The following is a 24534-nucleotide window of genomic DNA, read 5'->3' as shown; positions in this document are numbered from 1 at the left end:
AATTGAAAACTATGATAAAGTATAATCTAAAAATTTGTTAATAATGTGATATAGTAAATAAATGTGAGAAGATCTTTTTAGATAAAAGATTGAAAAAGAAGAATAGAAATTAAATTAAAATTTATGAGTTATAAAACTACATTAAATTATGTTTTTTCGAATCTAAGGAAGAATAGAATGGCGCTGTTGTTGTTCTTTACTTCCTTATTTTCGTTAGTGGCATTTCAATCACAAGCGCAGACCCTTATAACAGGGAGTCAATTAGTTGGATTAGATGCTTGTGCAGACTATAAGGAGTTTTCCGTAAAAATAGGAAAGGGCGCTACGGAATGTACAAATGGTACTTTGAATTTTGTGATTCCTCCAGGATTTGCATTGGATACGAATACCGTAAAAGTAGATGGTAATAATGCGGTTATGAATAGTGTAACAGTAAATGGAGGAGAGATAAAATTACCAACGATTACTGCTGGATCTATAACCGAAGAAATGGTTATTACTTTTAAGGTTAAAGCATTATGTGAGGTAATTGGAAAACCTGCGGATGGAAATGTAATACAATATACTTTTTCAGGTTGTGGAGTAGATCAACCAGATACAAGTGAAGCTATTAATGTTATCCATGCAGTATTAAGAGTTTCTGTTTCACCGAGTCCGATATTAGGAAATGTTGGAGATGAGGTAGAACGTACGATTACGATAATAAATCAGGGTGCGGGTGCAATTTCTGAAATTTATTTAGCACGCATATTAGGGGATGGATTAGAACATCTGACTTATGGTGTTGTGGATGGATGGGCAGTGGATACGAGTGATTCAAATAAACTTGTTTTTACAGGAAATACTTTAAAGTCAGGAGGCACAATTTCTTTTACAGAAAAAGTAAATATTGTAGCTTGCGAATTATCTGCTACAGATTATGAGGTGTATTATGGCTGTTCAGAAAAATGTACCAACTCAGGTGTAAATGGTACAACAAAAAGTATTATAAACATAAAGGCTGCGAATGCACCACAATTAGAGGTAAAAGCAAATACATCTGTAGCGGCTTGTTTTAATGGATATGTTCCGCAAACGTGGACTATTACCAATAAAGGAGGTACGGCTACATCAGTTATTGAGTTTGAAATTGGAACGAATGAACTAGGTGGTAATATTAATCCGAATACTATTAAAATAAATGGTAGTTCAGCACCAGTCATAGGAACTCCAGGTAATGAGCCTAAGAATGTTAAAATAAGCATTTCAGCATTAGAACCAGGAGAAAGTGTTGTGATTACATTTGACCAGTATATAAGTGCACCGGAAAGTACACAAGCTAATTGTACTACAGCACCTACTTCGTTTACGAATAACGGAAATTATTTCAATGCGTCTTATACATTTAGTGGTGCTTGCGCGCCAGTTTTGGCAAATGGATCGGTGACTGCTGAGGCAACCTATTCTTTTGATGGGAAAAATATTGGAGAAATTGATATTACAACAGGAGAGGCTTTTGAAGCAGATTTCTTGTTTAAAAACTTTAAAATTCCTGCTGCTGGTTTAGCAGTAGGAGATACGTTTTCTGTAATAATTAGTTTATCTCCTGATTTATCTATTTCTGATGCGACTGCTATTGCAATGACCCTTGGTGGTTTTCCTGTAGTAGCTGTTCCGACAGGTTCGGATAGCGAATATAAATTAACATTTATGTATGGAACAGCTCCTTGGGACTTGAATACAGATTTGAATCTTTCGACGGCACGTCTAAAATTCCCATTAGAGTTGAGTTGCCCTATGATGTCTGATTTATGGTATCGAGTAGGGGGAGAGTTGAATAAAAAGGATGCAGCTAATAGTCCATGTACTTCTATCGTTTTCAAATGTAACGAAACAAAGTTAAATGGATATTGTGATGCTGGACCTTGTACTAATGGATTGCAAAACCATGCAGCTTCTTTGAAGCGCGTGTCTTTAGGGTATGCAGTGGATGGACCTGGAATACCTACTGTTGGAACAATTGCAAATTCCAATGATGTTCAAATTAGAACTTTTATTGCAGGAGATCTTTTAGAGATTTCTCAAAGTTCTACAGTTGTGATGCAAGCAGGTGAAGTTTTTACAACGATTCGTATGGTTGTTGCAAAAGACAATAATGTATTGGCATATTTTGAGAATAATACTGGAAAAGTGGTGGTAACACGTAATGGTACTCCTCATACATTTTCAAACTTAGTAGTTCAAGAAAATGCAGGAAGTTTTATTGTGGAGTTTTCGGTGTCAAATGAAGCTGCATTAAACAATGTACTTTTGGATAATGATACTGTAACACTTTCTCTACAAATTAAAGCAAATGAGGTTAGTGAAGAGTTTGTTCAGTTTCCAACGAAATCATATTTAATACGTGGAAATGAAGCCTTGGCTTGTGGAAGGGATTACACAGCAACTGGTTTTTATGTGCCTGTTGCATTTAATTTTAAAGCAGGAACTGTTGATTTCGTTTCTTGTGAAGAAAATACCAATATAGCTACATTTACAGCTACTGTTTTTGAATTAGACAGACAAGATGCTATTTTTACTAAAGAGTTTAGAAAGCTTTTTAAAGCTACTAAAGCTACTTTAACTGTGCCTGATTATTTAAAAATGACAGGGGTTAAGGTTGTCATAAAAAATCAGCCTTGGTTAGGAATAAATAATGTGGCTACAATATCTGGTCTTGCAGTATCAAATGGGGCGTATATAGTAGATTTAGCAACTATTTTAAATGCTATTACGAATACAGCTCTTTTTGATGAAGGATTTGTAATAGAGATTGTACCTACTGTAGTTTTATTGGGTTGTGAACCTACTATAACGGCTAAAGAATTGCAAGTAGCTATAAAGCTAGAAGGAGTTGTTTATGATGGAGCAGGAGTAGAATCTCCTTTCACTGAAACACAAGCTTTAAAATACAACACTGGTATTGGTAGTTTAAAACTGTCTCTAACTAATGGAGCTGAGTTGGGAACTTTAAGTCCTGATGGAACGGAAGTATCTTGGATTGTTAAGCTTGAAAGTGAAGGAAAAAGAAATTTTAATAGTGTTTGGATTTCTAAAGACTCCGGTGCTTTAGGAATAGAGACTATAATTCCTGTTTCTGGTTTTGACGGTTCTAATGAGGGGGCTGCGATATCACCAGAAAATGGTTTATATAAATTAGGAAACTTTGGAGGGGGTGGTTCACAATTCTATAAAATTACTTCAAAAATAATTGATTGTAAGGTTGAAGAATTGACACTGGTAGCGGGTTATAATTGCGCACCAGATACATATCCTGCAAATAACGCAGAAGGTTGTGGTTTAGCAAAATATACTTTAACACATAAGGATTTGGAAGATGATTTGCAAACATCTATTGTGGATGCTTCTAATCAAAATGACAAACAAGATTTTTGTAAAGAATTGTGGTATACTATTGAAATTCATAATGGAGGAGACACTCAAGTAGATGAATTAAAAGTGCGTATTCCTTTACATACTGCACCAGGATTGGTCTTCGATAGATTTGAATTTAGTAATGTTTTTAATGTTACAGATTTGAATCCTACAGTTACTTTTACTGCGGGGACGAACTTTATAGTAAGCAATGATACACTTAACCTTAGTCTACCAAATACAGTTAAACTTAATACGTTAGATCGCGTTCAGGTAAAAGTGTTTTTTGATATAAATGGATGTGATTTTAGAAGTGGTGCTAAGTTAGGGTTTACAGGCTTAGGAACGAACATTTGTGGAGCAGAGTTAGCTGAAGCTGATCTTGCACCAGCTACTTCAAAACGTATTTTAATTGAAGGTGGTTCCGATTCTTTCCCAGAGTTAGAAACTATTACTCATAAGGTTGTTTTAGACCCTGTACTAACAGTAGGAGGAAATCTTAGAGCGAAATATAATTTCGAGTTATTGAATACAGGTGCTGATAAAAATACTGATGCGATTACGGATGAGTATTATTTTGCCATAAAACTTCCAGTAGGATGGAGTATAGTGGGTAATCCACAAGATTATATACAACCAGCAGGAAAGGTAGAATATAAAGGAATAGATCAACTTGATAATCGCGGTTATATTTATAAAGTAACTCAGGATATCAGTGTTGATGAACGTATTAAACTTGTCAATGTTCCATTGAAATACACAGTTAATGATGAAGTAAGTCTAACTTGTAATCATGACTTTGGAAAAATTGCTGTGATGGTTTTCCAAAATATAGATGTCTCTTCTTGTAATACACCGAGCTGTCCAAAGGGAATCGATCAGGTTCTTTTAGAAGATTTAATTCCAATGATTTTACCAGTTGATGGTGTTTTGACGATTGATCCTCCCCAACAAACTAGGATAATTTGTAATCCGTCATTAGATGGAAAGGTTCCTACGTTAGAAGACGTAACGTTTACTAATGGATTTTACTTATCGTGGTATGAAAATGAGCAAGAGGCAATTGCAGATAAAGTTAATACACGTTTACCTTTAAACACACCTTTAGTAGATGGAAGAACGTATTATGTTATCAATAGATTTATTGCGGATGGAGCTTGTAAAAGTAATATAGGTGAAATTAAAGTTCTTTTGAATAATGAAGTTCTAATAGGAACAACTGATTTAATTTGTTCTATAGATCAACAGACTTATAATATTGTTGTAGAACTGACAGGGAAAGGACCTTATTTAGTTTCGGGAACAGGAGCGCCAGGGTCGTTTAATGGTGACGTTTGGACATCAGATACTATTGCTAAAGGAACAGCGTATTCTCTTATTTTTACAGATGCTAATAACTGTACTCCATTAGTGATTGAGGGAGAGGCACCAGTTTGTTGTACATTGCAAATTGAATGTCCTTCGGATATAACAATAACAAGTTGTGAACAAGGATATGGTCCTGAAATTACAGGAATTCCAACAATTCTTACATCTTGTGGTGCTACAACATATACTTATAGTGACAGTCAAATTTCTGTTTGTATAGCTGGAGTTAGAAGCTTTGCAAGAACTTTTATAGTTACAGATGTAAGTGGGGTTGAGGTTGAGTGTGAGCAAATTATCACTATAGAAGATAAAGTGACTCCAGTCTTAAACAGAAAACCACAAAGTATAACGGTATCTTGTGAATCAAACACAACAGAAGCTCTAGAGAGTTGGTTGAGAAACCACGGTGGAGCAGTGGCAACTGATGCATGTGGTGTTGTAGTTTGGACAAACAATTTTGATACTATTAGTTTTGATGCTCTTTGTGGTGAAAAAGCAGGTAGTTATACAGTGACTTTTACAGCTACAGATGCTTGTGGAAATGAGGTTTCAGAAATAGCTACATTTACTATTGAAGATAAAACACCACCGACTATAACTAAGGTTGCAGAAGGTTTAACGCTAGAATGTAAGTCTGCAAATTATCAACAATTGTTAGATGCTTGGTTAGGCAGTAATGGTGGAGCCACAGCAACTGATGGTTGTAGTAATGATGTAGATTTAGAATGGGATCATGATTTTACAGTTGTTACACAGGGTTCGTGTCCAGGTACTGGAAGTGCCCTAGTAACTTTTACAGTAACTGATCCTTGTGGTAATAAAGCAACAACTGTAGCAACTTTTACAGTTGTAGATACTACCGCACCTACTTTTACGAAAAAACCAAAAAGTAAAATAGTAGAGTGTGATGGTAAAGGAAATCTTGATGGACCTGATGGATTCCACGCTTGGTTAGCTGATCATGGTGGTGCAGAAGCAGCAGATAGCTGTGGTATTGTAACTTGGTCAACCACTCATATAGAAGACACCAACACTATTTGTGGTATTACAGGGACTGTAATTGTTGACTTTATCGTTACGGATGCATGTGGAAATATGGCATTTGAACAAGCTACTTTTGCTATTAAAGATACGAAAGCACCTATAATTGAAAAACCAGCATCTCATTTAGAGATTGAATGTGGTGTTCATGTGGAAGATGAACTAAACGCGTGGTTAAGTAACTTTGGTGGAGCTGTTGCTACAGATAATTGTGGAGAGGTTACATGGACTCATAATTACGCTGGAAAGTTAACTGTATGTGGAGCACCGATTGAGGTTACTTTCACAGCAACAGATGCTTGTAATAATAAGAGTGTTACAATGGCAACTGTAAAAGTTGTAGATACTATAGTTCCGACAATTACAAAAGAGGCTCAAGACTTAACAGTAGAATGTAATTCTAATACAGAATTAGCGTTTACTAATTGGTTGAAAAATCATGGTGGTGCAGAAGCTATTGACTCTTGCTCAATTGTAACTTGGACAAATGATTCCGAAACAGTTGATTTTATTTCAACTTGTGGAAAAGCAGGTAGTTATACAGTAACATTTACTGCAACTGATGCTTGTAGTAGAAAAATCGCTACTACAGCTACTTTCACAGTTGTAGATACTGAGGCACCTAAATTTGTAGGAGTATTGCCAGTAACTAAAATGACTGTTTCTTGTGATGTTGTTCCTGCAACGCCAATATTGGTAGCTACTGATAACTGTGGTGAAGCGGTGATATCGTTTACAGAAAAAAGAGTAGGTGGTTTATGTGCGAATAGCTATGATTTAGTTAGAGTATGGACGGCTACAGATTCTTGCGGAAATGCAACAAGCTTTACACAAACGATTACCGTTGAAGATAAAGTAGCACCGAAGTTTGATCAAACAGATCTACCTGCTAATAATACAGTTTCTTGTTTAAACGACGTTCCAACAGTAGAAGTTTTAACGGCTGAGGATAATTGTGGTACTGCTGATGTAGTATTTAAAGAAACTCAAGTAGATGGTACTTGTGCAAATAGTTTTGTATTAACAAGAATATGGACAGCTACAGATTTATGTGGTAACTCTGTTTCACATACACAAGTTATTACAGTAGAAGATAAGATTGCCCCAACATTTGTAGAGGATCTTCCTGCTAATATTACCGTTTCTTGTTTAAATGACGTTCCAGTAGCAGCTGCTTTAACAGCTAAAGATAACTGTGGTACTGCGGATGTTGAGTTTAAAGAAACAAAAGTAGCTGGTACATGTGTTAATAGTTTTGTATTAACAAGAATATGGACAGCTACCGATGAATGTGGAAATTCAATTTCACATACTCAAATAGTTACAGTAGAAGACAAGATTGCACCTAAATTTGTTGAGGTCCTTCCTTCTAATATTACCGTTTCTTGTTTAAATGACGTTCCAGTAGCAGCTGCTTTAACAGCTAAAGATAACTGTGGTACTGCGGATGTTGAGTTTAAAGAAACAAAAGTTGATGGTACTTGTGCTAATAACTTTGTTGTAAAAAGAACCTGGACAGCTACAGATTTATGTGGAAATACAACTTCACATACACAAATCATTATCGTTGCAGATAAATTGGCTCCAGTATTCGATGTTGTTCCACAAGATGTAACAGTTGAATGTGATGGAACTGGAAATAAGGCTGATTTTCAAAATTGGTTAACTAATTTTGGAAATGCAGTAGCAACAGACAATTGTTCTGCTGATGATAAATTGGGTTGGAATACAGAGATTGTAAATAAAAGTGTTCTTTGTGGAAAAACCGGAAACACAGTTGTTAAATTTACAGTTACTGATGAGTGTGGAAACGCTTCTAGTAAGCAAGCGACATTTACCATTAAAGACGAAATGGCTCCTTCTATTGATAAACCGGCAGATAATCTAGTGATTGAATGTGGTACTAATGTGGATACTCAAATAACAACTTGGTTAAACAATCGCGGTGGAGCAATCGCTTCTGATTTATGTGGCTCGGTAACTTGGACTAATAATTACACTGGATTAACAGCAGCTTGCGGAAACACAGGAAATGCTACTGTAGTATTTACAGCTACAGATTCATGTGGTAATACAGAAGTTACAAGTGCTACTATTAAAGTAGTAGATACTTTAAAACCAACGCTAGTTAAAGAGGCTCAAGGTTTAACAGTACAATGTGGTACTACCACCCAACAAGCTTTAGATAATTGGTTAGCAAACCATGCAGGTGCAGAAGCAACAGATTCTTGTTCAACAGTAAAATGGACAAATGATTATGTTCCAGCTAATTTTGTAACAACTTGTGGAAATGCGGGAAGTGTAAAAGTAATCTTCAAAGCAACTGATGCTTGTGGTAATGAAATTACAACTACGGCTACTTTTACTGTTGTAGATACAGAAGCACCTAAGTTTGTAGGAACATTACCAGTGGCTAAAATGACTGTTTCATGTGATGTAGTTCCTGCGACACCTATATTAGTAGCTACTGATAACTGTGGTGAAGCTGTAATATCATTTACAGAGAAAAAAGTTGGTGGATTATGTGCTAATAGCTATGATTTAGTTAGAGTATGGACGGCTACAGATTCTTGTGGAAATGTAACTTCTTTCACACAAACTATTACAGTTGAAGACAAAACAGCACCAGAATTTACAAAATCGCCAGATGATGTAATTGTTGAATGTGATGGAGCTGGTAATATAAAAGCTTACAAAGATTGGTTGGCTACTTTTGGAAATGCAGTAGCATCAGACAATTGTTCTGCTGCTGATAAATTAGTTTGGACAACAGAGGTTGTAAATACAAGTGTTCTTTGTGGAAAAACAGGAAATACGGTTGTTAAATTTACAGTTACTGATGAGTGTGGAAACACTTCTAGTAAGCAGGCTACGTTTACAATTGTCGATACAATAGGTCCAGACTTTATTGTGGAAGCAATAGACACGACAGTTGCTTGTGATGGTAATGGCAACGCGAATGATTTAGCTGCTTGGTTGGCTAATCACGGTGGGGCAAAAGCAATAGACGCTTGTTCCAATACAGTTACTTGGACAAATAACTTTACAGGGTTAGTTAAAGCTTGCGGTTCAACAGGAACAGCTACTGTAATATTTACAGCTACAGATTCTTGTGGAAACGAGAGTGAAACGACTGCTACATTTACAATAGTAGATGATGTAGCACCAGTATTTACAACAAACTTACCTAAGGATTTAACTTTAGAGTGTACTGCTGGAATTCCTGAAGCTGCTGTTATGAATGCAGTTGATGCTTGTAGTACAGCTAAAATCGAATTTACGGAGTTACGTACAAACGGAGATTGTTTAGGAAGCTATCAATTAGTTAGAACATGGACAGCTACAGATTCTTGTGGGAACACAGCGAGTCATGTTCAAAAAATAACAATTGAAGATACAACAGCTCCTGTATTTGTTGATCCATTACCTGCAAAAGAATTGTTCTTATCATGTGAAGATTTGAAAGAGAGAGAGCAATTAAAAGCAATTGATTCATGTGGTACTGTTAATGTAACTTTTACTGAAGAAACAATAGCTGGCGATTGTCCAAACCGATATGATTTACTTAGAACTTGGACGGCAACAGATTCTTGCGGAAATGAAACTGAGTTTGAACAAACTATTCATGTGGCTTGTAAAATTGAGTTTACAAACGCAATTTCTGCGAATGGAGATGGCGTGAATGATGAATTCCAATTAAAAGGTATTGAATGTTATCCAGGTAACACAGTTGAGATTTTCAACCGTTGGGGTAAATTAGTATACACTACAACAAATTACAATTCAAACGGTAATGTGTTTAAAGGGTATGCTAATACAAAACATGTAGTAAGTGGTGGTGAGAAATTGCCTACTGGTACATACTTCTACGTTGTGAAGTATGACTTTAGTTTGGGTAATGGAACTACACAAACTATGGATCAATCAGGATACATTCATTTAGAATCTAATTAATTTGAAAACGATGAAAATTCATAAAACAATAAAAACAGCGTTTTGTGGAATCTTGTTTCTGGGCAGTGCAGCAATGCATGCCCAGCAAGATCCTCAATACACACACTATATGTATAATACAAATCAAGTGAATCCTGCTTATGCTGGTTCGCGAGAGGTAATGAGTGTGTTTGGATTATATAGAACCCAATGGGTAGGTCTTGATGGAGCTCCTCAAACAGCAAATATTTCAATGAACACACCATTAGGTGATTCTAAACTTGGTTTAGGAGTTTCTTATTTGAACGATCGTATTGGTGCTATGGATGAAAACAACTTAGCAATTGATTTATCTTATACCATAGATCTTAGATCAAATTATAAATTGTCTTTTGGTGTAAAGGGAACAGCAAATCTATTGAATGTTGACTATACGAAACTTTCAATGGATAATTCTTCAGACTTTGTGTTTGAACAAAATGTAGAAAATCAGTTCACTCCAAACGTAGGTGCAGGTATTTACTTACATTCTGATAAGTCTTATTTTGGTGTTTCTGTACCTCATTTGTTGGAGACAACTCGATATGATGATAATGCAGTTTCAACTATGAAGCAAAAGATGAATTTTTATGTTATGGGAGGTTATGTTTTTGACTTGAATCCTAGCTTAAAGTTCAAGCCTGCTTTTTTAGTGAAAGCTTTGGAAGGAGCACCTTTACAGGTTGACTTAACAGCTAACTTCATGTTTAACGATAAGTTTGTTGTAGGAGCTGCTTACAGATGGGATGCAGCTGTTAGTGGATTGGTTGGATTCCAAGTAAATGACGGGTTACTAATAGGGTATAGTTATGATGCAGAAACGACCAAATTAGCACATTACAACTCGGGTTCGCATGAAATATTTATGCGTTTTGAATTGTTTAATCGCTATAACCGAATCAATACACCACGATTCTTCTAAAAGACAAGAAACATGAGAAATTATATAAACTTTTTAGTAATGTTTGTGCTTCTTGTTTTAGGAACAACTGCACAAGCACAAGAGGCGCAAGCTAAACGTGCAGACACTCGAATGGAACGCTTTGCTTATATTGATGCTATTCAATTGTATGAGCATGTGGCTAACAAAGGGTATCATACACCAGAGGTTTTGAAAAACTTGGGAGATGCGTACTATTTTAATGGTAAGCTAATAGAAGCTCACAAATGGTATTCTATTCTGTTTGAAGAAATAGAAGGCAATGAGATAGCTTCTGAATACTATTACCGCTATGCACAAACTTTGAAATCTATTGAAGAGTATGACCGCGCAACTGTAGTATTAGAGCAGTTCAATAAACTAGAGGCAGAAGATATTCGTACCAAGTTAATTGAAGGTTCAAAAGACTATAGAGCTGAGATAGAAGCTAATTCTGGACGTTATGAATTACAATTAGTACCGTTTAATAGTGGAGCTTCTGATTATGGAACTACTGTTTATGATGGGAAATTGATTTTTGCTTCAGCACGTAAAAAGGGAACTGTTTCAAAGAAAATTCACAGTTGGACGAGTGAGTATTTTACAAATTTGTATTCAGTAGAGATTAAAGAAGATGGTACTTATGGAGATTTAGAAACTTTTGCAAAAAAGCTTAATACTAAGTTCAATGAGTCGACACCAGTTCTAACAAAAGATGGAATGACAATGTATTTTTCTCGAAATAACTTTAATAAAGGAAAAAGAGGAAAAGATGCACACAAAACCACTTTGTTGAAGATTTACAAATCATCAAAAGATGAAAAAGGAAAATGGTCTGAAGCAGAAGAATTGCCTTTCAATAGTAATGCATTTAGTACAGCACATCCAGCTTTAACAGTTGATGGTAAGTGGATGTATTTTGCTTCCGACAGAGCAAATGGTTTTGGCAAATCAGACTTGTACAAAGTTGAAATCAAAGAGAATGGAAGTTTTGGACAGCCAATAAATCTTGGTGAAGAAATCAATACTGAAGGAAGAGAAAGTTTTCCATTCATTACTGAAAACAATGAACTTTATTTTTCTACAGATGGAAGACCAGGTTTAGGTGGACTAGATATTTTTGTAACGAAGATTAAAGAAGATGGTAGTTTTTCAAAAGTTCAAAATATTGGAGAACCTGCTAATAGTCCTTTAGATGATTTTTCATTCTATATTAATGTAGATAGCAAAAAAGGATTTCTAAGTTCTAATCGTGTAAACGGTGTGGGTAAAGATGATATTTATTCTTTTAATGAATTGCGTGCTCTAGTATTAGATTGTATTCAAGGAATTGAGGGGGTTGTATACGATGCAAAAACAAAAGAGAGATTGCCTTTTGCAGAAGTTAAATTGTATGATGCAGATTTTAATTTAGTAGCAGAAACAAAAGCTGATGCGAATGCTTTTTACTCTTTCCCTAGTTTGACATGTGGTACTAAGTTTAGAATTAACGCTAGTTTAGAAGGATACAACACTGTTGAAAAAACAGTAGTGTTACCAAACGAAACAGGAGTTACTAAGGCTGACTTGGAGTTAGATAAAAAGCGTATTGAAATTAAAAAAGGTGATGACTTATTTAAAGTATTAAAGTTAAATCCAATCTATTTTGATTTAGATAAGCACAATATCCGTCCAGATGCAGCAGCAGAATTAGCTAAAGTACAAGCAGTTTTGATAGAATATCCAACTATGAAAATAGATATTCGCTCGCATACTGACAGTCGTGCTTCTCATAAGTACAACGAAGATTTATCGAGTCGTCGTGCTAAATCAACGGCGGATTGGTTAGTAGCTAATGGTATTAATCGTGCACGTCTTACTTGGAAAGGATATGGAGAAAACCAATTGGTAAATGAATGTGCAGATGGTGTTCCATGTTCTGAAGAAGCACATCAGTTAAACCGTCGTAGTGAATTTATTGTGATAGAATTGTAAATTTAATTACAGGTTTTAGAAACTGTCTAAACCTTTAAGGTTGAGAAAAAGAAACGACGATCTCTGAAAAGAGGTCGTCGTTTTTTTATTAATATAGAGTACTTGTAAGCTTCCCTAATAACAGGACACCATTACCCTCATAATTAAATAAGCCCAATAGTTTTAGCTATTGAAGTATGTTTGTTTTTTAATTATCTATAAATTCTATTTATCTCCTTCTAAGCCCCTCTAATAATTCTTTGCACAAAAGAGGTTGTTTTTCCCATTAAACCCTCTTAAAAAGGATGTTAGTGACCTTTACGCGTATGCTTATACTCCTAGCAGAACTTTTTCTTTAACAGAAGATAGATGCTAAAACCAAAATATTGAGTGTCAAAAAATACTAATTCTTGTGTTTTATTTGTGTTTTGTTCGAGTCTCCTTCGGGTCTTGTTCGGAAAACGAGCCTCTAGCCAAAGTAAACACTAGAAATCCCCGAAGAGTCTCCGAACAAAGTACTTTTTTAATATTTTTAAGTTTTGATATACAGGTGTTTATGAAATATTTTAAATCATTATATATCAAATGATATCAAAATAATCACAATGCAAAAACGAGTTTTGTATTTTCCTCTAGTTTTGCGATAGAAAGAATAAGTAAAGTAAATTAAAGAGAGTGGGTAATAGAGAAAATAACTTAATCTAGGATAACAAGAAAAGAAAAATTGAATGTTATCTTTGAGAAACAATCAAGAGTAACAATAGATATTATGAAAGAAGAATATTTAAAATTAGAAGTGTCTAAAAATGCAGAAACTAAGAGGTTTGAATTAATTGTGGAGGGTTTCATTGCATTTATAGATTATATAGAAGAAGCTTCTATTATCAAGTTAATTCATACAGAAAGCCCTGAGGAATTAGCGGGCAGGGGTGTAGCAACCGCTCTTATAGAGAAGAGTTTACTGTATATAGAAGAAAATAACTATGAGTTATTTCCTTTATGTCCTTTAGTGTTTGCTTATATCAAGCGTCATCCTGAATGGAAACGTGTAGTGTCAAAGGATTTTCCTAACTATGAAAAATTATAAGAAATGAAGACTGTAAAAATAGTAGGATTTGCTGCGAGTACTTCAAGTACTTCCATTAATAAGAAATTAGTAGAATCTACCATATCTATGTTTCCATCAGGAGAAGTAGAAGTAATAGATTTGAATGACTATCGAGTTCCGTTATTTTCTATAGATGAAGAAAAAAACGGTTTTCCAGATGGAGCTACACGGTTTTTAGAAAAGATTAAACAGTCTGATGCTATTATCTGTTCATTGTCTGAACACAATCGAAATTGGACTGCGAGTTTTAAAAATCTATTTGATTGGTGTTCTCGTATTGAATTGAAAGTGTTTCAGGAAAAACCTATGTTTTTAATGTCAACCTCTCCAGGTGGATACGGAGGACAAAACTCGTTGAACATAGCTATAAAAGTTTTCCCTTCTTTTGGAGGACAGGTCAGAGATAGTTTTTCACTTCCCAAGTACTATGAGAATTTTGATGAGGTTAATGGCATAATTAATATGGAATTACTCACTGAATTAAAGGAAAAAACAGACAAGTTTAGAAGAGAATTGTAAAATATAAGTTATAGCTATTTTTAGCCGATTGTAAGAAAGATTTAGTTTCTTAATATCTCCATGCTAATATGCGACTTATTTTATTTCCTTGTTCCATCTTTATTACTTTGACATCTTTGGCTTTTACTTTTTTGAGAAGAGTTTGTAATGGCTTAAGATGTTCCTTGTTTGACACTAAACTAGTGAACCATAGAACTTGTGTTTTAAAGTGCACACTCTCATAGATATAATTTGTAATAAAAGATTTTTCTCCTCCATCGCACCATAGCTCACTATGCTGCCCACTGAAATTTTGAACAGGTTTGTCAGTGGTCATCTTACCTAAATTCTTTAGTTTTTGTACTGTTTTTGAAAGAGTTTCTTCTTCTGATTTAAAGAAAGGTGGGTTGCAAATAACTACATTAAAACATTCGTTCTCTCCAATAATGTTTTTTAAAATATTTCTATTATTAATTTGTTGACGTAGGGTAACATTGTTTTTTAAATGATCGTTGTTGTCGATTATATTCGCTGCTGTTTTTAGAGACTGCATATTTATATCAGAACCTATAAAAGACCATCCATATTCTGCTACTCCAATAATAGGATAAATTGCATTTGCTCCTATGCCCAAATCTAAAACCTTCACTCTATTACCTATTGGTATTTCTCCATTATTTTCTTCGGATAATAAATCAGCTATATAGTGAATATAATCAGCTCTACCAGGAATTGGAGGACATAAGTTAGCTTTGGGTATTTCCCAAAATCTTATCTTATAATCCTGCATTAAAATTGCTTTATTTAGTAAAACGACAGCTTCTGGAATAGCGAAATCAATAGTGTCAATTCCCATTGGATTTTTAATAATATACTCTCCTAATTCAGGTACCAAACGTTTTAATACATCAAAATTATAAAACTGTTGATGTTTGTTTCGCTCGTGTAATTTTTTCTTTGTTGACTCAATACCCTTCATTTCTTTGCTATTTGGTGTAAAATTAGACTATTTTGATGAGTTTCTATAGACTTCTATTGCGACAAGAATGTTTAGAGGTTGATTTATTTACTAGAACACAAATATCAGACTCTAAATTTAATGAGGATAAGTATTCTCTTCATTGAATATACTGTTACTTTTGTAAAAGTGAAATAAAATTATAAGAATGGATTCATTTGTTGCTATAGATTTTGAAACAGCCAATCAACATAGAACTAGTGTTTGTAGTGTAGGGTTGGTTTTTGTAGAGAATTATAAGATAGTAGATAGGTTCTATGCACTAATAAAACCAGTTCCGAATTTTTATAGTTATTGGAATATCCAAGTGCATGGAATCACTTCAATAGATACAGAAAACGCAGCGGAATTTCCTGAATTATGGAAGATTATTTCTCAACGAATAGAAGGTCTCCCAATGGTAGCTCATAATAGTGCTTTTGATGAAGGTTGTTTAAAAGCCACATTGCAAGCTTATGGATTACCTCTGCATACCAATCCCTTCTATTGTACTTATAGGAAAGCGAAGAAGGAGCTACCTGAATTGACTAATCATAAATTAACTACTGTATCTAGATATTTTGGTTTTAACTTGGAAAATCATCATAATGCACTTGCTGATGCTGAAGCGTGCGCACACATAGCAATTGAATTATTTTAAAAGTTTACTTCAAATAGATTTTATTCTAGTGTTTGTTCACCGCCACCATTTACAAAAAGAGTTTGTCCGCTTACCCACTCCGAAATAGGGGAGGCAAAATACAACATAGCTCCTGCTATGTCTTCAACTTTTCCTAAACGTTTTATTGGTGTATGAGTAAGCATAGCTTTTTCGATTTCAGGAGTTAGAACACTTTCAAGGGCAGCTGTTCTAGTTGCTCCAGGTCCTACAGCATTAATTCGAACTTCAGGTCCAAAATCATGTGCTAAATTGGCGACTGTATGATTAACTGCTGCTTTTGATCCTCCATATCCACTCATGTTTGGACTTCTATTAATACTAGACATAGAAGTAGTGAAAACAATGGACCCATATCCCACTTTTTTCATGTGAGGAACTACTAGTTGACACAACCTCCATCCACTAAAAACATTGAGTTCATAATCACGTCTAATAGCATCTATCGAAATTTTAAAAGGATTTTCTCTTCCTCCTCCACCACCTCCAGCGTTATTTATTAGAATGTGAATACTTCCCAATTCTTTTATAGTCGTATCTACAAGATTTACTAAATCTTCATCCTTTAAAACGTTGCACGAAACTGCTATGGCTTTTACACCCAAGGCTTCAATTTCCTTAGCTGTTTTCTGAGCGTTTTCTAAGTTAAAGTCTCCAATAGCTATATTAGCACCGTGTTGTGCTAAGATAATTGCAGTAGCTTTTCCAATTCCATTTGCTCCGCCAGTTACTATAGCAGTCTTTCCTTTTAAATTGAATAATTCTGATGTTTTCATAATAGGAGACGAGAGTTTATTGTTTTTTAAATATTGTTTTTCCTGCTTTAATAGTTTCCATTACTTTAATTTCTTTTAACTCTGCAGGATTTAATGTAATAGGATTTTTATCTAAGAGTACGAAATCTGCTAATTTTCCTACTTTTAGTGAACCCTTTAAATCTTCATCAAAAAACTCATAGGCTGCATTTGTAGTTATGGCTTTTAGAGCCTGATATGGAGTTGCTCTTTCGTTCTCCCCAATTACTTTACCGGTTCTGGAAATACGATTTACTGCCGTCCATACTGTAAATAAGGGATTAATTGGTGTTACAGTTGCATCTGAATGGTTTGTGTATTTTAATTTCATTTTATCAGCAGTAGCTATAGGACTTAAGAAAAAAGCTCTTTCTTTTCCTAAGTTTTCTACATGTACATCTCCCCAGAAATAAGCATGATTTGTAAAGAATGAAGGTTCAATTTTATATTTTTTATACATTTCTAACTGGTCAGGACGAACAAACTGAGAATGAATAGCAATAGTTCTTCTGTCTTTGTCTAAAGGTTGTTGAAGTTCTTTACAAGCATATTCATGAGCTTGAAGGAGCATATCAATAGAGGCGTCTCCATTGCAGTGTACGAAAAGTTGATTATCATGATAATAAGCTGTTTTGAAAATTGTATTCAAAGATTCTTGTGAAAGACTAGCGAGACCTTTGCAATCATGTGCACAGCCAGGAGTTGGTGTTAAAAAGGGTTTTGTGAAATAGGCTGTTTTACCTTGAGGAGACCCGTCCGCAATAACTTTTGTTCCTTCTACTTTAAAGCCGTTTGAATACTTTTTGAAATGAATAGAAGAGTCTGCCAAGTTTTTATCTAAATCGCTATAACCTGCCAATGCAATTAAATCTATTTTTAGTTTGCCATCATCTGCTTGCTTTTGAAAAAATTGGAGTGTATTTCGGTCTGTCATTCCGTCTTGGGCAGTAGTAATACCATATTCCGCATAATAATTTTGAGTCTTTTCAAAGTACACTTCTTGTTTTGAACTAAGTATTTGAAGCATATTTCCTACAAAAGGATACATGGCCGTTTCTTGTACTAATCCATTTGGTTCATTCGTATTGGGGATTCTGTCTATATTTCCTCCTTCAGGGTTAGGTGTATCTTTTGATACATTCATTGCTTTAAGAGCTAAGGAATTAGCTACTCCCATATGTCCACTAGTGTGTTGTAGATAAACAGGATTGTTGGGGAAAGCGGCATCCAAATCCATTTTATTAGGGTGACGTTTCTCTTTTAACTGATTATCGTCATATCCCCAACCAAATATCCAATCTCCATCTTTTATTTCGTTTTCGTTTTTAAACTTTTCAATAGCTTCAATTATCTCCGGAATACTAGAGATTGTACCAACAGGTGGAGGGTTTAAATTTACTTGTCCCATCGTATTTGAAACCATACCAAAATGACTGTGTGGGTCTATAAATCCAGGTAATAAAGTTTTACCATTTAAATCTATTTTTTCACTATTGGTAAATAGTTTTTCTGCTTCTTTAAGTGAACCAGTAAATGCAATTTTCCCATTCTGCTCTACGATTGATTCAACGTATTCAACTTCTTCCGTTTCCATAGTTATAATATGACCATTATAATAGAGACGGGAGTCAGGTGTTTTCTGATTATCTGCTTTTTTGTTATCGGATTGTCCACAGCTAAATAGCCATACTATTGGAAAAATAAGCAGTAATAATTTTGTTATATTTCTCATAGAATTTATAGTATATAAAGTTATTTGATACTACTGTTCGAGTTTTGACCGTCGTTAAACAAAAACAGTTTCTTTTAAAGAAGTTACGTATTTAAAAGTACGTATTTAAAAGTACGTATTTAATTTAAATTTTCAAAAATATAAATTAACATTGCTTAGCTATGTCAATTTTTTAGATTTAGGAGTTGTTTTAAAATGGTGTAAAACCTAATACAATAATCGATTTAGACTATTAAAATATAGATATGTCTCCTAAAAAAGTTTCAACGATATAATGACAATTATTTCTAGATATAATGTCTGTTAAATCCCGATAATCTTAATTTGTTCTTTTAATACAGGAAGTACTTTTTCTGTGAACCAAGGGTTTTTTGACTGCCAAATAAAATTCCTTGGAGAAGGATGGGGAAGAGGGAAGTAAAGAGGTAAGTAATTTTCAAAATTTGAAACTGTTTCTGTAAGTGTTTTTTGAACTTGTTCTTTCAGATAGTAACGTTGTGCATAATTTCCGATTAGCAATATTAATTTAGTTTCTGAAATACCTTTTAGAAGAGGTTGATGCCATAAAGGAGCACATTCTTTGCGAGGTGGCAAATCTCCACTCTTTCCCTTACCAGGGTAACAAAATCCCATTGGAACAATTGCGAAGTTTTCTGGATTATAAAATGAATCTCTGGTAACATCAAGCCAATTTCTTAGTTGGTCACCACTTTTATCATTCCATGGAATACCAGTTTGATGAACTTTTATACCTGGTGCTTGACCAATAATGATAACTTTTGAACTAATGCTTGCATTCATAACGGGGTTTGCACCTAAAGGCAAGTGGGGTTCACAAACTTTGCATTGTCTGATTTTTTCTAACAATATATCAAACTCTTTATTCGTCATTTTCTGATGGTTTAATAGTTAGGTAATATGTTATTAAGGTAATGAAAATTTATCAAATCAAATAATGAAAGCAGATTAAACAGAAATAGAAGCTCATTTAAATAAGCTTCTATTTCTGTTCAAAAAAGACTAAAAACAGTCTAGTTTAGTTGCAAAGATTGAGGGCCAAATTCTTCAAAGAAAATTTGACTCATAGCAATGTTTTGCTCTTTTAAATAAGTAACCTGTTTTTCGATAAAAGGAGCAGGACCACATAAGTAGTAATCTGCATTGAAGTCTAATTCCCAATTAGGAATTCTATCTAAATCTACGATTCCTTTTAGAATGTTTTCAGAATATTTCTCACTTTCTACTTGATCGAAGAATACAAATTTCTCAAGTGTTTCACAGTTCGCTTCAAATTTTTCAAGTTTAGAGCTAAAAGCCATTACTTCTTGATTTCTACAACCGTGAATCCAAGTTAGTTTTTCAGTTACATTCTCTTTTAAATTTAAAGCTTCTAACATTGAAACAAGTGGTGTTTGTCCAATACCACCGCTGATAAACACCTTGTTTTTACCATTGTCTTGCAAAATGAAGTTCCCAGAAGGAGAGGTTAATTGAACCATGTCCCCTTCATTTATCTCATTGTGTAAATGATTGCTAATCATACCAAAATGATCAGCCGATTGATTTCCTAATTCTTTTTTAACCGAGATTCTGTAATATTCATTATTTGGTGCCGATGAAATACTATATTGACGTGCTTGCATTAAATCCAACTGTGGAAGAAATACTTGGATACTTAAATACTGTCCAGGTTTGTGTGATGCGACAGCTTCTCCGTCTACAGGATAGAGATAGAAAGAGGTTATCTCGGTAGATTCTTCCATTTTTCTTTTTACAACAAAATCTCTCCATCCAACCCATCCACCTAATGTTGCTGCTTTTTGCGTGTAAATAGAACGTTCATGACCTATCATTAAATTACCTAATTGCCCATAAGCTAGACCCCAAGCTTCGATAACTTCAGGAGAAGCAACATCACCTAGTACCTCTTTAATGGATGCCAATAGATGTTCACCTACAATATCATACTGTTCGGGTTGAATGTGTAAGCTAGTGTGTTTATGACCTATTAAATCAACAGCTGGCATTAAAACAGCTGGATTCGAAATGTTTTCTGCATATGCTAAAACAGCCATAGCTAAAGCGGTTTGTTGTTTTCCACTTTTTTGATTTCCCATATTGAATAAATTCTTCAATTCTGGGTGATGTGAAAACATTCTTTCGTAAAAGTGCTTTGTTAGAACTACACCATTTTCACGTAATAATGGAACTGTGATAAGAATGATAGATTTATGATCTTCTGTTAACATGATTGTGTGTTTAAGTTTTTTAAAATATTGATTTATTCAACTCTTTTACAGTGAAATTATCGAGTACAAAAGTATCGAGGACTCTTTTGTTTAGTTATGATTAGAATCATAAGAATTGATGAAATAGTTACTGCAATAAATAGGTAGTTTAAAAATCAAGACCATTAAGGTGTTGTTGTTAAAATAATGATTTGAAGAGGTTTTGTTGTAATGATTTTTTATTTGTAAACATATGTTTAACAAGGGGGCTATTGATTATTTACTATCTTGTTAATGTAAAAAAGACAATTATGACACATTTCAGAACAAAAAGAGATAGTACTCAATTGTATTATTGTGATTATGGTAAAGGAAAACCAGTATTACTTATACATGGGTGGCCTTTGTCAGGAAAATCATGGGAGTTTCAAGTTTCAAGTTTAGTTGATGCGGGATATAGGGTTATAACTTATGATAGAAGAGGATTTGGACAATCAGATGCCTCGTATGAAGGATATGATTATGATTCGCTATCAGAAGACTTACATGAATTAATGGGGCATTTAGATTTAACTAAAGTAGTATTAGTTGGGTTTTCAATGGGAGGGGGAGAGGTAATACGATACTTAACTAAATATGGAGAAAATAATATTGATAAAATAGCCTTAATATCTTCAATCATACCATTGGTTGGACAGAAAGAGGACAATCCAGAGGGAGTACCTAAAAAGATATTAGAAGGTATTTTGAATTCTGTAAAAACAGAGAGACTTCATTTCTTAAAAGGGTTTCATAATGCGTTTTATAATGTAACTAAGGACAATCAAACGGTATCTCAAGAACAGTTAGATTTTGATTGGAGTATTGCCTCACAAGCCTCACCAATTGCTACGTTAAAATGTGCGGAAAGTTGGGCAACTACAGATTTTAGAAAAGAATTAGGAGCTATTTCTTTAAAAATATTAATTGTACATGGAAATAAAGATCAAACTGTGCCTATAGAAACTTCTGGTGATCAGGCTGCTAAGATGATAAAGAATAACATCTATAAGATAATCGATAATGCACCACATGGATTGAATGTTACACATGCAGAAGAGCTTAATAAAATATTAATTGAGTTCATTGATTAGAAGTAAGACACAGTATCAGGGAGTATGCTAAAAAAAATAAATCCTTGAAATAGGAAAGGTGATTTTGTGTATATTTAAAATTTAAAACTAATACTATGTCACTTTTAAAAGAATTTGAAACTAATAGGTTATACTTAATAGCAGTCTCACTTGAAGATGCTGCTTTTATTTTGGAGTTACTTAATACTCCTAAATGGATTCGTTTTATAGGAGATAGAGACGTCAAAAATGTTATTCAAGCAAAAGAGTATATAAAAGTGAGAATGCTTCCACAGATGGAAGCTTGTGGTTTTGGAAATTATGTGTTAGTTAGAAAGGAAGATGGTTTAAAAATGGGAACATGTGGAATTTATAAACGAGAAGGATTAGATGGTGTTGACATAGGTTTTGCAATGTTACCAGAGTTTGAAGGAAAAGGCTATATGTATGAGGCTGCGCTTGAGATTAAGGACCTAGCTATTAATCATTTTAAATTAGATAAGTTAAACGGGATAACATTGCCTGAAAATACGGCATCTAGAAATTTGTTAGAAAAATTAGGCTTACAATTAAAAGGGACTATTAGATTACCTAATGATTCGGAAGATGTATTGCTCTTTTCAACTGAACTAAGACCTAAAGAAGTATCTACTTAATTTGGTGTTATGTGTTGAAATACCAAGAATGCCAAATAAAAGACTATTTTTGTAGAAAACTCAAGCATAGTGAATTATTTATCAGTTGAAAATATATCAAAGTCGTTTGGCGCAAGAACGTTATTCGAAAACATCTCATTTGGAATTAACAAAGATCAAAAAGTGGCTTTTGTCGCTAAGAATGGATCGGGTAAAACCACAATTCTAAAAATTCTTACAGGATCTGATTCACCAGATTCAGGACAGGTAGTCATGAGAAAGGGAATTCGTATGGAATTTTTGTCTCAAGAACCTAGTCTACAAGATGAACTAACAATTGAAGAAAGTATTTTTGCTTCTGATAGCCCAATTCTACATGTGATTGAGCAATATGAGAAGGCTTTAGAAAATCCAGAAGATGCTGATGCATACCAAGATGCTTTTGAAAAGATGGAGCTTCATAATGCATGGGATTTTGAAACACAGTATAAGCAGATTCTGTCAAAACTGAAAATGGAAGACCTAAAGCTAAAAGTAAAGTTTCTTTCTGGAGGACAGAAAAAGCGATTAGCTTTAGCAATTATCTTGATTAATAAACCCGATTTATTGATTTTGGATGAACCAACGAATCATTTAGATTTAGAAATGATTGAATGGTTAGAAAATTATTTTGCTAAGGAGAATATTACACTTTTTATGGTTACCCATGACCGTTTCTTTTTAGAAAGAGTTTGTAATGAAATCGTAGAACTAGACAATGGTGTGTTATATACTTATAAAGGGAACTATTCATATTACTTAGAAAAAAAGGAAGAGAGACTTGCAGCAGAAAATGCGAGTATTGACAAAGCTCAAAACTTATTTGTAAAAGAATTGTCCTGGATGCGTAGACAACCTAAAGCGCGTACAACTAAGTCCAAATCAAGACAAGATGACTTTTATGTAATAAAAGAAAAAGCACAAAGTCGTAGAGTTGAACATCAAGTAGAGCTTGAAATAAATATGGAGCGAATAGGTAGCAAAATTATTGAGCTACATAAAGTTTCCAAGAAATTTGGGGATAGAGTGATGTTGGATAATTACAGTTATACTTTCAATAAAGGAGAACGTATTGGAATTATTGGAAAAAACGGAACTGGAAAATCAACCTATCTAAATATACTTGCTCAATCTTTAGCACCTGATAGTGGAAAAGTAGTAGTAGGAGAAACTATAAAAATTGGTTACTACACTCAAAGTGGTATCAATCCTAAGCCAGGACAAAAAGTCATCGATATTATTAAGGAATATGGTGAGCAAATTCCGTTGACTAAGGGAAGAATGATATCGGCGGCACAACTGTTAGAACGTTTTTTATTTGATAGAAAAAAGCAATATGATTTCGTAGAGAAATTGAGTGGTGGAGAATTAAAGAGGTTATATTTATGTACAGTGCTAATTCAAAACCCTAATTTCCTAATACTGGATGAGCCAACCAACGATTTAGATATTGTCACTCTAAATGTTTTGGAGAGTTTCTTACTTGATTATCCAGGTTGTTTGTTAGTTGTTTCACACGACCGTTATTTTATGGACAAAATTGTTGACCATTTATTTGTGTTTAGAGGAGAAGGGGTAATTGAAGACTTTCCAGGAAACTATTCTGACTTTAGAGCTTATGAAGATAGTATTGAACCTGAAAAGGAAGAACCTAAGGAAAAGGTTAACTGGAAGGATAATCAGGTGAAAAAAGGTGGATTGAACTTTAATGAACAGAAAGAATATCAAAGATTAGAAAGAGATATTAAGGATTTGGAGAGAAAGAAAGAAACTATTGAAGCGAAGTTTTTAGATGTGAGTTTAAGTGAGGAAGCAATAGAAAAAAACTCTAAAGAATTAGAAAAAGTTTTAAAAGAAATGGAGACTAAAGAAGAACGTTGGTTCGAATTAGCTGCAAAAATAGAAGAGTAAAAGTTTGAAATATTTATGTTGTTTTTATAAGTTAAAAACAGCAATTAATTTAAAAAAAAGAAAGCGTTTGACTTAAAAATCAGACGCTTTTTTTTGCTTAAAAAGTACTTGAAAAACGATTTTTGAGTATTTAAAAAGGGAACTATCGCTATTAA

14 protein-coding genes are annotated in these 24534 nt (G+C 34.0%); 9 read left to right on the top strand and 5 right to left on the bottom strand.

Annotation, left to right across the window (positions count from 1 at the left end; translation table 11 throughout):
* Positions 1-123: 123 nt before the first annotated feature.
* From BM024_RS10805 to BM024_RS10785, 5 genes are all read left to right on the top strand, one after another.
* Positions 124-9756, top strand: coding sequence for a T9SS type B sorting domain-containing protein (locus tag BM024_RS10805; RefSeq protein WP_143077763.1), 9633 nt, complete (start codon positions 124-126; stop codon positions 9754-9756).
* 10 nt (positions 9757-9766) lie between these two features.
* A complete protein-coding gene (locus BM024_RS10800) occupies positions 9767-10696 on the top strand; it encodes a PorP/SprF family type IX secretion system membrane protein (RefSeq protein ID WP_090680098.1) in 930 nt (309 codons plus the stop codon).
* 12 nt (positions 10697-10708) lie between these two features.
* Complete coding sequence (locus BM024_RS10795) at positions 10709-12667, top strand: OmpA family protein (RefSeq protein WP_090680096.1); 1959 nt, start codon at positions 10709-10711, stop codon at positions 12665-12667.
* A 748-nt stretch (positions 12668-13415) separates the two neighbouring features.
* On the top strand, positions 13416-13733 hold the full coding sequence (locus BM024_RS10790) for a GNAT family N-acetyltransferase (protein WP_090680095.1): 318 nt from the start codon (positions 13416-13418) through the stop codon (positions 13731-13733).
* A gap of 3 nt (positions 13734-13736) precedes the next feature.
* Positions 13737-14273 carry an NADPH-dependent FMN reductase gene (locus BM024_RS10785; protein ID WP_090680093.1) on the top strand — a complete coding sequence of 179 codons (537 nt, stop codon included), beginning with the start codon at positions 13737-13739 and terminating at the stop codon, positions 14271-14273.
* A 49-nt stretch (positions 14274-14322) separates the two neighbouring features.
* Here the strand turns inward: BM024_RS10785 and rlmF are convergent, their stop codons facing one another.
* Positions 14323-15231 carry a 23S rRNA (adenine(1618)-N(6))-methyltransferase RlmF gene (rlmF, locus tag BM024_RS10780; RefSeq protein ID WP_090680092.1) on the bottom strand — a complete coding sequence of 303 codons (909 nt, stop codon included), beginning with the start codon at positions 15229-15231 and terminating at the stop codon, positions 14323-14325.
* Positions 15232-15418: 187 nt separating this feature from the next.
* Between rlmF and BM024_RS10775 the strand changes: the two genes are divergently transcribed.
* Positions 15419-15910, top strand: coding sequence for a 3'-5' exonuclease (locus BM024_RS10775; protein ID WP_090680090.1), 492 nt, complete (start codon positions 15419-15421; stop codon positions 15908-15910).
* Between the two features lie 20 nt (positions 15911-15930).
* On the opposite strand, the gene BM024_RS10770 is transcribed toward BM024_RS10775, so the two are convergent.
* The 4 genes from BM024_RS10770 to hmpA all read right to left on the bottom strand — a co-directional run bounded on the left by BM024_RS10770 (position 15931) and on the right by hmpA (position 20703).
* Positions 15931-16704, bottom strand: coding sequence for a glucose 1-dehydrogenase (locus BM024_RS10770; RefSeq protein ID WP_090680088.1), 774 nt, complete (start codon positions 16702-16704; stop codon positions 15931-15933).
* Positions 16705-16720: 16 nt separating this feature from the next.
* Positions 16721-18454 (bottom strand): amidohydrolase, encoded by a 1734-nt coding sequence (locus BM024_RS10765; RefSeq protein WP_090680087.1) that lies wholly within the window; start codon positions 18452-18454, stop codon positions 16721-16723.
* A 303-nt stretch (positions 18455-18757) separates the two neighbouring features.
* Entirely contained in the window at positions 18758-19345 is a 588-nt protein-coding gene (locus tag BM024_RS10760) for a uracil-DNA glycosylase family protein (protein WP_090680086.1), read from the bottom strand.
* A 140-nt stretch (positions 19346-19485) separates the two neighbouring features.
* On the bottom strand, positions 19486-20703 hold the full coding sequence (gene hmpA, locus BM024_RS10755; RefSeq protein WP_090680084.1) for an NO-inducible flavohemoprotein: 1218 nt from the start codon (positions 20701-20703) through the stop codon (positions 19486-19488).
* 290 nt (positions 20704-20993) lie between these two features.
* On the opposite strand from hmpA, the gene BM024_RS10750 reads away from it, so the two are divergent.
* From BM024_RS10750 to BM024_RS10740, 3 genes are all read left to right on the top strand, one after another.
* Positions 20994-21815, top strand: a complete 822-nt coding sequence (locus tag BM024_RS10750) for an alpha/beta fold hydrolase (protein WP_090680082.1) — start codon at positions 20994-20996, stop codon at positions 21813-21815.
* 95 nt (positions 21816-21910) lie between these two features.
* Entirely contained in the window at positions 21911-22450 is a 540-nt protein-coding gene (locus BM024_RS10745) for a GNAT family N-acetyltransferase (RefSeq protein ID WP_090680080.1), read from the top strand.
* Positions 22451-22519: 69 nt separating this feature from the next.
* Positions 22520-24379, top strand: a complete 1860-nt coding sequence (locus BM024_RS10740; protein ID WP_090680078.1) for an ABC-F family ATP-binding cassette domain-containing protein — start codon at positions 22520-22522, stop codon at positions 24377-24379.
* Positions 24380-24534 lie beyond the last annotated feature (155 nt).

Origin of the sequence: Myroides guanonis (assembly GCF_900114085.1) — a bacterium.
GTDB lineage: Bacteria > Bacteroidota > Bacteroidia > Flavobacteriales > Flavobacteriaceae > Flavobacterium > Flavobacterium guanonis.
The sequence above is the reverse complement of the archived record's forward strand: the minus strand, read 5'-3'. Positions and strand labels throughout refer to the sequence as shown.